Source organism: uncultured Arthrobacter sp., assembly GCF_947493765.1.
Lineage (GTDB): Bacteria > Actinomycetota > Actinomycetes > Actinomycetales > Micrococcaceae > Arthrobacter_D.
This window is the reverse complement of record NZ_CANLSZ010000009.1, coordinates 18,474-31,586: the sequence shown is the minus strand read 5'-3', so window position 1 is coordinate 31,586 and position 13,113 is coordinate 18,474. Positions and strand designations below refer to the sequence as shown.

General features: G+C 70.0%; 7 protein-coding genes and 1 tRNA gene. 3 read left to right on the top strand and 5 right to left on the bottom strand.

Annotated elements, in window-relative coordinates; genetic code table 11:
* The 4 genes from Q0747_RS12130 to Q0747_RS12115 form a co-directional block, all read right to left on the bottom strand.
* Positions 1-213 (bottom strand): YbdD/YjiX family protein, encoded by a 213-nt coding sequence (locus tag Q0747_RS12130; RefSeq protein WP_298254979.1) that lies wholly within the window; start codon positions 211-213, stop codon positions 1-3.
* Positions 213-2,489 (bottom strand): carbon starvation CstA family protein, encoded by a 2,277-nt coding sequence (locus Q0747_RS12125; RefSeq protein WP_298254978.1) that lies wholly within the window; start codon positions 2,487-2,489, stop codon positions 213-215. The genes Q0747_RS12130 and Q0747_RS12125 overlap by 1 nt, the downstream gene beginning before the upstream one ends.
* A 183-nt stretch (positions 2,490-2,672) precedes the next feature.
* Entirely contained in the window at positions 2,673-2,903 is a 231-nt protein-coding gene (locus tag Q0747_RS12120) for a hypothetical protein (RefSeq protein ID WP_298254976.1), read from the bottom strand.
* Between the two features lie 76 nt (positions 2,904-2,979).
* A complete protein-coding gene (locus tag Q0747_RS12115) occupies positions 2,980-3,951 on the bottom strand; it encodes an NAD(P)H-quinone oxidoreductase (protein ID WP_298254973.1) in 972 nt (323 codons plus the stop codon).
* A 61-nt stretch (positions 3,952-4,012) separates the two neighbouring features.
* On the opposite strand from Q0747_RS12115, the gene Q0747_RS12110 reads away from it, so the two are divergent.
* Both Q0747_RS12110 and Q0747_RS12105 read left to right on the top strand, forming a co-directional pair.
* Positions 4,013-4,100 (top strand) — tRNA-Ser (locus tag Q0747_RS12110).
* A gap of 250 nt (positions 4,101-4,350) precedes the next feature.
* Positions 4,351-8,850 carry an ExeM/NucH family extracellular endonuclease gene (locus tag Q0747_RS12105; protein WP_298254971.1) on the top strand — a complete coding sequence of 1,500 codons (4,500 nt, stop codon included), beginning with the start codon at positions 4,351-4,353 and terminating at the stop codon, positions 8,848-8,850.
* A 117-nt stretch (positions 8,851-8,967) separates the two neighbouring features.
* Here the strand turns inward: Q0747_RS12105 and Q0747_RS12100 are convergent, their stop codons facing one another.
* Positions 8,968-10,929 carry an FAD/NAD(P)-binding domain-containing protein gene (locus tag Q0747_RS12100; RefSeq protein ID WP_298254969.1) on the bottom strand — a complete coding sequence of 654 codons (1,962 nt, stop codon included), beginning with the start codon at positions 10,927-10,929 and terminating at the stop codon, positions 8,968-8,970.
* A 92-nt stretch (positions 10,930-11,021) separates the two neighbouring features.
* Here Q0747_RS12100 and Q0747_RS12095 point away from each other — a divergent pair, with 92 nt between their 5' ends.
* Positions 11,022-13,112, top strand: a complete 2,091-nt coding sequence (locus tag Q0747_RS12095) for a prolyl oligopeptidase family protein (protein WP_298254967.1) — start codon at positions 11,022-11,024, stop codon at positions 13,110-13,112.
* The last annotated feature ends 1 nt before the right edge of the window (position 13,113 follow it).

Sequence of the window (13,113 nt, the reverse complement as noted above, 5' to 3'; positions counted from 1 at the left end):
CTAACAGCAGCAGCGGCCCTCCGGATTCGCCTCCTGGCGATCGGTCTTGTCACGCCAGAACTCGCGCTCCGTCATGGGCCGGCCCTCGGCGTGCGTCCGCTCATGATGATCGAGATAGGTCTGGTAGGCATTCTCGCCCATCACACCCCTGAAGATCCACGCCAGCTCACGCGCCGTGGCACGGGCGCGGTGCAGAACCTCCGGCACGGTCATCAGTGGCCCGTCCTCGCCGGTCGCTTGCCCGGCTCGACGGCGGCCCACTGCTTCTGAAGCTCCTTCTCGGCGGGGGTTGCCATGAGGCCCGCCGGGGCGAAGAGGCGGGAGGCCACGGGCGCATCCTCCGTCCGGGCCCCTCCCCCGTTCCGGTAGGCCTTGACGGTCGCGAGGACGGCCGCAGCGATCACGATGATGGACAGCACCACGAAGACGATGGACAGCGTCCCCTGGATGAAGGTGTTGCGGACCACCGCCTCCATGGCCTCCACGGTCTGCGCCGTGCCGAAACTCTCCTCACCCGCATCGAGGGCGTCGCGGAACGCCGTGTGCTGGGCCCAGTACCCGATGGCGGGGACGGAGGAGAAGATCTTCAGGAACGACGCCGTGATGGTCACCACCGCGGCGAAGGCCAGCGGCAGGGCCGGGATCCACAGGACCCTGAACAGACCCCGCTTGGCGCAGATGGCCATGCAGACCGCGAGCGCGATGGCGGCGAGCAGCTGGTTGGCGATACCGAACAGCGGGAACAGGGTGTTGATGCCGCCGAGGGGATCGGTCACACCCATGATGAGGATGGCCCCCCACCCGGCCACCATGACTGCCGTGCAGATCCAGGCGCCCGTGCGCCACGACGTGTCGCGGAAGCGGGGGACGAAGTTGCCGATGCTGTCCTGGAGCATGAACCGCGCAACCCGGGTCCCGGCGTCGACCGCCGTGAGGATGAACAGCGCCTCGAACATGATGGCGAAGTGGTACCAGAAGGCCATCATGCCGGCGCCGCCGAAGACGCCCTGCATGATCTGGGCGATGCCGACGGCCAGGGTGGGTGCGCCGCCGGTCCGGGAGACGATCGACTCCTCACCCACATTGGTCGCCAGGGTGCTCAGGGTGTCCGGCGCGAGATTGACGCCGGTGAGGCCGAGACCGTTGACGAAGGCGACGGCGCCCTCGATGGTGCCGCCGGTGGCCGCTCCGGAGGAGTTCATGGCGAAGTAGATGCCGCGGTCGATGGACAGCGCCGCGACGAGCGCCATGATGGCCACGAAGGATTCCATGAGCATGCCGCCGTACCCGATGAAGCGGCTCTGGCGTTCCTTCTCGAGCATCTTCGGTGTGGTCCCCGAGGCGATCAGGGCGTGGAAGCCGGACAGGGCACCGCACGCGATGGTCACGAAGAGGAAGGGGAAGAGCGTTCCGGCGACCACGGGGCCCTTGCCGCTGCTCGCGAACTCGGTGACGGCGGGGACGTCGATCTCGGGGCGCGTGATGATGATCGCGACGGCGAGCATCAGGATGGTGCCGATCTTCATGAAGGTCGACAGGTAGTCGCGTGGTGCGAGCAGGAGCCAGACGGGCAGGACGGCGGCGATGAAGCCGTAGACGATGATGCCCCACGCGATCGTGATGCGATCCAGCGTGAACAGCTCGGTACCCCAGGCCGTCTCGGCGATCCACCCGCCACCGATGATCGCGAGCAGCAGGAGGGCGAAGCCGATCAGGGAGACCTCGGTGACGCGGCCCGGGCGCAGGTAGCGCAGGTACACGCCCATGAACAGGGCGATGGGGATGGTCATGGAGACGGAGAAGACACCCCACGGGCTCTCGCCGAGGGCGTTGACGACCACGAGCGCGAGGATCGCGACGATGATGATCATGATGGTGAGGGTCGCGATCAGTGCTGCCGTGCCGCCGATCACGCCGAGTTCCTCGCGGGCCATCTGCCCCAGCGAGCGCCCGCCGCGGCGCATGGAGAAGAAGAGCACCAGGTAGTCCTGGACGGCTCCGGCGAAGATGACGCCGACGATGATCCACACGGTGCCGGGCAGGTATCCCATCTGGGCGGCGAGGACCGGGCCCACCAGGGGGCCGGCACCGGCGATGGCTGCGAAGTGGTGGCCGAAGAGCACGCGCCGGTCCGTGGCCGCGTAGTCCTTGCCGTCCGCCCTGTACTCCGCGGGTGTGGCCCGGCGGTCGTCGGGCATCAGCAGGTTGCGCTCGATGAACTTGGAGTAGAAGCGGTAGGCGATCAGATAGGTGCAGACGGCCGCGAAGACGAACCAGATGGCGTTCACCGTCTCGCCGCGGACGACGGCGAGGATGGTCCAGGCCACGCCGCCGAGCAGGGCGATGCCGATCCAGAGGGCGATCTTCAGGGGCGTCCAGTGGCGCTCCTCCGCGTCGGCCCGCTGCGGGTCGACGGCGACCGGTGGCAGATCCGGGTCCGTCACGAGGACGCTCTCCGACGGGTGGGAGCCGCTCCGCTTCTTGCTCATCATGCTCCTCGGGTACGAACGAGTGGTGCATCAGAAGATAGCAAGGTGGTGAGGCACGCGTCACACGGAAGATCGGGCGAGCGACGACTTGCGCCGAACGCGGTCCTCCGTGCGCCCAACGGCGGCGGCCAGGAGGGGCGGCGGCGGTGCGGGACCGCCGCCGCGGTGTCGGATGTGCGGGGCCTAGGTCCGGTCCTCGTCGAGCACGGCGGGGGGCTCGTCGTCGTTCGCGTTCATCCCCTCGCTGATGCTGGAGTGCACCCTGGTGCGGGAGTCGGCCGGCTCGTCGGCGTCGTCCGTCGGTCCGTTGTCGACGCCGTCGGGGACCTGGTCCGCGAGATTCTCGGTGAGGTTGTCCGCCGCCCGCTCGAGGCCGCTCTCCTCGTGGTCGTGATGGTGCTCTGTGGTTGCCACGGTGTCTTCCTTCCCATCGGTCGTGCGTCCACCCTTCCACAGCCGGCGGTCCACCGCAGCTCGGCAGAGACGGGTCTCAGAGCTCGAGGAGGATCTTGCCGGTGTGCTCGCCCGCGTCGAAGTAGGTGTGGGCGCCGGCCACCTCGTCGAGCGGGAAGACGCGGTCCACGAAGGGTCGCACCACTCCCGAGGCGACCGACGGCCACACGCTCCCGTGGACGGCAGCCATGATCGCGGTCTTCTCGGCGACGGGCCGGGATCTCAGCGTGGTCCCGGCGACGCTCGCCCGCTTGCCCATGAGAGCGGACAGATCGAGTTCGGCCCGCGCGCCGCCCTGCAGCCCGATGACCACGAGTCGTCCACCCGGGGCGAGGGCCTCGATGTTGCGGGCGAGGTACTCGGCGCCGACGACGTCGAGTATCACATCGGCGCCCCGGCCACCGGTCGCCTGCGAGAGACGCTCCACGAAGTCCTGCTCGCGGTAGTTGATGAGGGTTTCCACCCCGAGCGAGCGGGCGACGTCGAGCTTCGCGCCGGAGCCCGCGGTGACGTGCGGTACCGCGCCCAGGGCCAGGCTCACCTGGATGGCCATCACCCCGATCCCGCCGGACGCCCCGTGGATCAGGACGTCCTCACCCTCGGAGAGGCCCGCCTGCAGCACGAGATTGGACCATACGGTGGCGGCCGTCTCGGGCAGTCCGGCGGCCTCGACGAGCTCCACGCCGTCGGGCGCCGGCACCACCTGACCCGCCGGGACGGCGACCTTCTGCGCGTACCCGCCACCGGCCAGGAGGGCGACGACGGCGTCCCCCTCCCGGAAGGAGGAGCCGTTGGCGTCGGAGATACGCCCGGAGACCTCCAGCCCCGGAATCGTCGACGCCCCGGGAGGGGGCGGGTACAGACCCTTGCGCTGCTGCACGTCCGCCCGGTTCAGCCCGGCCGCGACGACGTCGATGACCACCTCGCCGGTCTCCGGGACGGGATCGGCGACGTCCTGGACGGAGAGCACCTCCGGTCCGCCGGCCCCCTCGATCACCACTGCTCGCATGTCCGATCCTCCAGTCATAGGTATTTGGGCGTCCCCCATCCCCCGTGAAACACTGACCGCGGGAAGGTTGTCCGAGCGGCCGAAGGAGCTGGTCTTGAAAACCAGTGGGCGGTGACCCCGTCTCAAGGGTTCGAATCCCTTACCTTCCGCCCCTGAGGAGGTTCCGCGCTGCGGGACCTCCTCCTGTGTATCACCCCGACCCCGCCTCGCGCCCGTGCGCTCCCTGCGCCGACACCGGCCCCGAGGTGTCGCTTTACCGGCCATGATCTGGTTTGCTTCTCCCGGGGATGGAATGTCACCTGCGTCACATACGGTGCTCATGCCAGGACGCCCACCCATCGGGGTCGGCGGGATCTACTCGCGGCTGTCAGCGGCCATGGTCAAGGAGAAGTCGAACGAATGATCAATTCGTCATGGAGGGGAGCGCTGGGTGCGGCGCTGTCGGTAGGGCTGATCGCCTCGCCGATGATCGCACTGCCGGCCAACGCGGTCGAGACACCATCGGTCACGGCAGCCGTCGCGTCGGACGGCGTCGTCATCAACGAGGTGTTCGTCACGGGCGGCTCCGCGGGGACACCGTTCACCAACAAGTTCGTGGAGCTCTACAACCCGACCGATACCCCGGTCAGCCTCGACGGCTGGTCGCTGCAGTACCGGGCGCCGGGATCGACCACCACGGCTCCGACGCCGTTCGTCCTCAAGGGCACCATCGCGGCCAAGGGATACTTCCTCGTCCAGGGCTCGTCGAATGCCGCGAACGGCACGGCCCTGCCCACACCCGATCTCGTCACGGGCTTCAATCCCGGAGCCGGCGGCGGCGTCGTCGTGCTCTCCAACCAGGCCGGAACCGTCGGTGTCCTGCCCGCCGGCGACACCACCGGCGTCCCCGGGGCGGTCGACGTCCTGGGCTACGGTGCCGCGACGTCCTTCGAGCGGGCCGCGGCGGCAGCGCCGGGCTCGGGCAACCCGAGGTCCTCCGCCCGCACCGGCTTCTCGGACACCAACGACAACAGCGTGGACTTCACCCTCCAGGACGCCACACCGACGAACGCCCAGGGAACCGGGACACCCCCGGGACCGACACCCACGCCCACACCCACGCCCACGGCACCTCCCGCTCCCGGCGCCGTCGTCCCCATCCGCGACATCCAGGGCACGGGGGCAGCGACCCCGCTGGCCGGCCAGAACGTCACCACGCGCGGCAGGGTGACGGCCGCCTACCCCACCGGAGGGTTCGACGGCTTCTACCTGCAGACCGCCGGCTCGGCCGCGACCGCCGACCAGGGCGCGTCCGACGCGATCTTCGTCTACTCACCGGCCACCGTGGGCGAGGTCGCCGTCGGTGACTTCGTCGAGGTGACCGGGGTGGCCGGAGAGTTCTTCGGTCTGACCCAGCTCACCGTCGCCGCCGGCGGCACCGTGAAGCTCACCGAAGCGGCCGAGGAGGTGAAGGCCTCCGGGATCGCACTGCCTGCCACCGAGCAGGCCCGCGAGGCGGTCGAGGGCATGCTCTTCGAGCCGTCCGGGGACTTCACCGTCAGCGACAACTACTCGCTGAACCAGTACGGCGAGCTGACCCTCGCCTCCGGGAGCTCGGTGCTGGTGCAGCCCACCGACGTCGCAGCACCGGGCACGCCCGAGAATGCCGCCGTCGCCGCCGACAACGCCGCCAGGAGCATCAGGCTCGACGACGGCGCCAGCACGAACTTCCTCAGCAACGCCAACCGCGGCAGGGTGCTGCCCTACCTCACCACGGACCAGCCGGTCCGCGTGGGCTACAGTGCCGACTTCGTCTCGCCGGTGGTCATGGACTACCGCAACAACTCGTGGAAGTTCCAGCCGCTGGCCGAGCTCGACGGCGCAGCACCCGGCGAGGTCCAGCCGGTCGGCTTCTCCGGAGAGCGGCCCGCCGCTCCCGCCGAGGTGGGCGGCTCGCTGTCGATCGCCTCGTTCAACGTGTTGAACTACTTCGCCACCACCGGTGCGGAGCTCACCGGCTGCACCTACAACACCGATCGTGCCGGCAACCCGATCACCGTCAACCGGGGCTGCGCTGCCCGCGGTGCGGCGGACCAGGAGAATCTCGAGCGGCAGGAGGCGAAGATCGTCTCCGCGATCAACACCCTCGACGCCGACGTGGTCACCCTCATGGAGATCGAGAACTCGGCCACGTTCGGCAAGGACCGCGACTTCGCCCTGAAGACCCTCGTGGAGGCGCTCAACGAGGCGGCTCCGGGCACCTGGGACTACGTCCGCTCCCCCGCGGCGCTCCCTGCGGACGAGGACGTCATCCGTACGGCCATGATCTACCGCACCGCCGTCGCGGAACCGGTCGGGGAGTCGGTCATCCTCGACGACGACGTCGCGTTCTCCAACGCCCGCAAGCCCCTCGCGCAGGCCTTCAAGCCGGTGGGCGGCTCCGAGGACGAGGTCTTCCTCGCGATCGTGAACCACTTCAAGTCCAAGGGCTCGGGGCCCAGTTCCGGCCCGAACGCCGACTCCGGCGACGGGCAGGGCGCCTGGAACGCCGCCAGGGTGGCCCAGGCAGAGGCTCTCGTGGCCTTCGCGGACGAGGCCCGGACGACGGCGAAGACGGACCGGGTGTTCCTCACCGGCGACTTCAACTCCTACACGCAGGAGGATCCCATGCGGGTCCTCTACGAGGCGGGGTACGTCAACCAGGGTCCGGACGACTCGTTCTCCTACGTGTTCTCGGGCCTGAGCGGCTCGCTCGACCACATCCTCGCCTCGCCCGCGGCGAACGCCACCGTCACCGGCGTGGACACGTGGAACATCAACTCCGCCGAATCGGTGGCCCTCGAGTACAGCCGGTACAACAGCAACGTCACCGACTACTACGCCGCCGATCCCTACCGTGCCAGTGATCACGACCCCGTGATCGTGGGGACGGATCCAGCCTTCGGCGCCGGTTCCGGTGCGGGTACCACCGAGGTCAATCTGCTGAACATCAACGATTTCCACGGCCGGATCGACAAGAACACGGTGCGGTTCGCGGGGACCGTGGAGCAGTTGCGTGCGGAGTACGGAGAGGGTGACACCGCCTTCCTGTCGGCCGGCGACAACATCGGGGCCTCCCTGTTCGCCTCCTCCCTGCAGGACGACGAGCCGACGATCGACGTGCTCAACGCCCTCGACCTGCGCGCCTCGGCCACGGGCAATCACGAGTTCGACAAGGGCATCGACGATCTCACCGGTCGCGTCACCGACTCGGCGGACTACGACTACCTCGGCGCGAACGTCTACGCCAAGGGCACGGAGGATCCGCTGCTCGAGGAGTACAGCATCATCACGGTCGGCGGGATCGACGTCGCCGTGATCGGTGTGGTCACCGAGGAGACGGCGACGCTCGTCACCCCCGGCGGCATCGAGAACGTCGACTTCGGCAATCCCGTGGAGGCCGTCAACCGGGTCGCCGCGGAGATCGAGGAGCAGGATCTCGCCGATGTCATCGTCGCCGAGTTCCACGAGGGCGCCGGCGACGGCGTGGTCGAGGGCGCGACCATCGAGGAGGAGATCGCCGCCGGCGGTGCCTTCGCGGAGATCGTCACCGAGACCTCGCCGCTGGTGGACGCGATCTTCACCGGGCACACGCACAAGCAGTACGCGTGGGACGGTCCCGTCCCGGGTGCCGCAGGTGAGACCAGGCCCATCCTGCAGACCGGGTCCTACGGCGAGTTCGTCGGTCAGGTCACGCTGACCGTCGACACCGCGACGGGCGACGTCGATTCGTACACCGCGCGCAACGTCGCCCGGACGGCAGCCGAGGATGCGGCACTCGTCGCCTCCTACCCGCGGGTGGCCGAGGTGAAGGGAATCGTCGACGCGGCCCTGGCCGAGGCAGCGATCATCGGGGAGCAGCCCGTCGGGTCCGTCACGGCGGACATCACCACCGCCTTCACCGGGACCGCCCGCGACGACCGCAGCTCTGAATCCACGCTGGGCAACCTCGTGGCCGATTCACTGCGGGCCAGTCTCTCCTCCGCCGAGCGGGGAGGGGCGCAGATCGGCGTCGTCAATCCGGGCGGGCTCCGCAACGAGCTCTACTACGCACCCGACGGTGTGGTGACCTTCGCCGAGGCCAATGCCGTGCTGCCGTTCGTCAACAACCTCTGGACCACCACGCTCACCGGTGCACAGTTCAAGGCGGTGTTGGAACAGCAGTGGCAGCCGGAGGGCAGCTCGCGGTCGTTCCTCGCGCTGGGCCTGTCGGACAACGTGAGCGTCACCTACGACCCCGCCCTGGAACGGGGTGCGCGGATCACCTCCGTCCTGATCGACGGCGAGTTCCTCGACCCGGCCAAGGAGTACCGGATCGGCACCTTCAGCTTCCTGGCACAGGGTGGCGACAACTTCACGGTCTTCCGCGAGGGTACCGACACCCGTGACTCCGGACTGGTGGACCGCGACGCGTGGATCGACTACATCGGCGCCAACAGCCCGCTGTCGCCGTCCTTCGATCGCCGCAGCGTCCAGGTGCAGGGCGCACCGGCCACCGTCAAGGCCGGCACGGACGTGTCCTTCACGGTGTCGACACTGGATCTCACTTCCCTCGGGAGCCCCGCCAACACCACACTGGCGGCCAGTTTCGTGGCTGCCGGCGGGACGACCACCCCGCTCGGTTCGGTCCCCGTCTCGAACGGCAGCGCCGCGGTGAATCTCAGGATCCCGACGACGCTGAGCGGCCAGGGCCGGCTGGTGCTGACCGCGGCGCCGAGCGGCACGACGGTGACCCTGCCGGTCACCATCGAGAGCTCGACGACGCAGCCGCCGAAGCCCTCCTGCGTGAAGCCCAAGCCGCCCACCCAGGCCTGGAACATCGGGGGCTGGATCCGCTACGCGGTGCAGCTCGTCAACTACTACCGCTGCCTCATCCGGTAGTAGCCGGCCCGGGGACACCCGGCAGCACCTGACCACGGAGGACCCCCACCGCACCGGTGGGGGTCCTCCGTGGTGTCAGCGGCCGTCGGTGTCAGCGGCAGTCGGTGTCAGCGGCAGTCAGCGGCCGTCCGGGTCCTCGTCACGCCGGAGGATCGCTCCCGCGATCCGGTCGGCGTCGAGCAGGGTCCGGGCGCCGGCGGCCGGCGCAGCCCCGGCCTCGGCGGCGATCGCCGTGCCCCACTGGACGGAGGCCAGCTGGAGCCCGATCACGAACAGGGAGTCCTGCATGGCCCCGCTCCGGTCACGGACCCTGTAGGGCGGTGCCGTCACGTCGAGCCCGCCGGACGCCACCGGGACGCCGTCGTCGGCCATGAAGACCCTGGGCCTGGCCAGCCCCTGGTCGAGAAGCGAGAGCATGAGCGGCGACGCGCTCGACGCGGCCCGGTTGGCGGGCATCATCGCCTCCACGAACCACCGCGCCGAGAACGATGCACCGTCGACCCACGGCGAGGAGGCGCGGAACAGACCCTCGTCCGGGTCCACGCCGAACCCCGGATCGGGGCCGACGAAGCGGACGATCCCCGCCCGCACCAGCGCCGCCAGCTGCGCGATCCGCACCGGCGGCGGACCGCTGGCGAGTCCCTCGACCAGCGGTTCGAACCACCCCTGCAGCTCCCCGTCCCAGGACGCGGCCGAGAGTCCGCCGTCCGCGACAGCCTGCTTGATGACGGCGCGGCCGGCGTTCAGGGCGCCGATCATCATCTTCAGCGGATCGTCCTCGCCCCGCGCCGATCCCTCGGCGTCGGCGTCGAGGTGCTCGAGGACCGCCGCGGTGAACTCCCCGCCCACGAAGTGCCGACCCGCGAACGGGCGCGCCAGGGACTGGATCGAGATCCGGTGCTCCTCCGGCACGCACCGTTCCACGGCGTCCCGGACGGCGGCGGACCAGACCGGACCGTCGATCGCGAGGCCGTCGTCGAGCTCCCGCAGGAAGGCGTCGGCCGAGCCGTCGATGAGGTGGGGCGCGGTCCGGGCGAGCGTGGAGTAGTAGGCCCGGAGCGCGTCACGGTGGAGCAGGGGCCAGATGTCATGGTCGAAACCCGCCTGGATGCCCGTTCGCGCGAACGCCAGGACGCGGTCGGTGGTGCAGAACCGCAGGACGACACTGCGGGGCAGGTACGTCTCGAGGGCGGCCTTCGCCCGGTAGGGGATGCCCCGGCGCGAGGCAGCGACGAGGCGGGGTTCCCGGCCGGAGGGCGTGTACTCGAGGCGGGAGCCGGCCCCGTCCTCGAAGCGGCCGCCCCTCCCCTGCGTGAGGGCGATCATCGCGTCGAAGAAGTTCAGCCCGAGACCGCGGAACAGCACGGGCTCGCCCTCCGGCAGCTCGTCCCAGCAGACGTCGCCCGGGACGGCGGGCGGGCGGTACTGCAGGCGATGGTGGATGGCTGCGTCGTGCAGCCTCTCCTGCTCCGGGGTCAGGACAGCGGGGAGATGGCCGAGCGCCAGCACGACGTCGTCGGCGTCCAGGCGCGAGCCGTCGTCGAGCGTGACCCGCCACCGCCGGGCCGCTGTCCCGCCATCGCTGCCGCCCGTGCGGTCCAGGCCGACGGCCTCCCGCCGGTGGTGCACCACCGTGAGCCCGGAGGGTGCCATGCGGACCACCTCGGCGAACATCCAGGAGAGATAGCGCCCGTAGAGGGCCCTGCTCGGGAAGTCGCTCGAGGCGAGTGCGGCGCACTCGCGGCGATCGGCGTCGTCGACCGGCACGCGGCCGTCGGCGGCGCGGCACCGCCACTCGTCGAAGGACAGCGGGAGGGGTGGGGCCGCGAGCGCGGCGGAGGGTGCGCCGACGGGCACCACCGTCGGGTAGAGGCACGGCGTGTTCATGAGGAAGAGCCTCGACTGGTCCGTCCGCCAGATGTGGCCCGCGCCGGGTTCGTACGGGTCCACCACGTGGATCGCCAGTGCCGGGGCGTCGCCCCCGAGCTCCCGGCTCCCGGCGATCAGGCGTTCCACGACGGAGGTGCCGCGGGGTCCGCCGCCGATGACGACCACCTGCCGCTGACCCTGGTTCTCCACCTGTCAAGAGTAACGAACCCCGCCCCTCCGGCTGTCCGGACGGGCCCCGTCGTGGTCCGCTGCGCTCCCGGGGCCCTGCATAGGATGGATCCATGACGCACCCCACGGACGCCACCGGCACGGATGACCCCTTCCTCTGGCTCGAGGACATCTACGGCGAGGAGCAACTCGAGTGGGTACGCGCCGAGAACGCGCTGACCGAACGCGCCCTCATCACCGACGCGTTCCTCGAGCGGGAACGCAGCCTCCTCGAGGTCCTCGATTCCACCGACCGCATCCCGATGGTCGGCAAGCACGGCTCCTTCTACTACAACTTCTGGCGCGACGGCGAGCACCGCCAGGGCATCTGGCGCCGCACCACCTGGGACAGCTACCTCACGGAGGCACCGGAGTGGGAGCTCCTCCTGGATGTCGACGCGCTCAGCGCCGCCGAGGGCACGGAATGGGTCTGGTCGGGCGCCCTCTTCCTCCGCCCGCAGGACGGACGGCCGCACGAGCGCGTGCTGGTCGCGCTGTCCCCGGACGGCGGCGACGCGGTGCGCTACCGCGAGTTCGACCTGGGTCTCGCCACCTTCGTGGCCGGCGGCTTCGACATCCCGACGGCGAAGAGCCGCATCAGCTGGTCCGATCGCGACACGCTCCTGGTCGGCACCGACTTCGGACCCGGGTCCATGACCACGAGTTCCTACCCCCGTACGGTCCGGACGCTGCGCCGCGGTGACGGCCTAGACGCCGCCGAGCACTACTTCGAGGTGGCGGAGGACCACATGACGGCGATGGTGGTGCACGATCCCACCCCCGGGTTCGAGCGCGACCTCGCCGTCGACACCCTCGACTTCTACACCCGCCGCTCCTACCTGCGGCAGGACGGCGCCTGGCGGCTGATCGAGGTGCCCGAGGACGCGAGCATCTCACTGCACCGGCAGTGGCTCGTCGTCAGGCCCCGGACCGACTGGACGATGGACGGCGGCACGTACGGTGCAGGCTCGCTCCTCGTGATCGACGTCGGCTCCTTCCTCGCGGGCGACCGCTCCTTCACCACCGTCTTCACCCCGGAGGACACCACGTCGCTGCAGTCCTGGAGCTGGACGCGCGATCACCTGCTCCTGAACCTGCTGCGTGACGTCTCCTCCGAGATCCGCGTGCTCGACCCCGCGAAGGGCTGGGAGGCCGAGCTGCTCGATGCCTGCCCGCCGCTGCACTCCGTCGACGCCTACGCCGTGGACGACGAGGACGACGGGACCGGCAACGACTACTGGCTCATCGCCACCGGCTTCCTGACACCCTCCACGCTCCTCCGCGGCACGATCGGCGGCCCGGACGCAGCCGCCGTGAAACGCTCCCCCTCCTACTTCGACGAGGAGCGCTACGCCGTGGAGCAGCACTTCGCGCCCTCGGCGGACGGGACGCGGGTCCCCTACTTCCAGATCGCGGCGAAGGATCTGGTCCTCGACGGGCGCAACCCCACCCTCCTGTCCGGGTACGGGGGGTTCGAGCACGCGATGACGCCGGCCTACAGCGGGGTGATCGGCCGGGGCTGGCTGGAGCGCACCGGGCAGGACGGCCGGAACGGCGTGTACGTCCTGGCCAACATCCGCGGTGGTGGCGAGTACGGGCCGCAGTGGCACCGTGCGGCACTGCACGCGGACCGGCATCGCGCGTACGAGGACTTCGCCGCGATCGCCGGGCACCTGGTGGAGCGCGGCGTCACCTCCCCGTCCCTGCTGGGCTGCACCGGGCGGAGCAACGGTGGCCTGCTCGTGGGCAACATGCTCACCACCTATCCCCACCTGTTCGGCGCCGTCTCCTGCGGTGTCCCGCTGCTCGATATGCGCCGCTACACGAGACTCTCCGCCGGGTTCTCCTGGATCGCGGAGTACGGCGACCCCGACAAGCCCGAGGAGTGGGAGTACGTGCGGACGTTCTCGCCCTACCACCTCCTGCGGGAGGACGTGGAGTACCCGAAGACCCTGATCTGGACGGCCACGAGCGACGACCGCGTCGGTCCGGTGCAGGCCCGCAAGATGGCGGCGAGGATGAAGGCGATGGACCTCGAGGACGTCTGGTTCCACGAGGCCCTCGAGGGCGGGCACGCCGGCGCCTCGGACAACCGGCAGGCCGCCAGGATGCACGCCATGAGCCACGAGTTCCTGTGGAAGGCGTTGACCGGAGAGCTCCGATGAC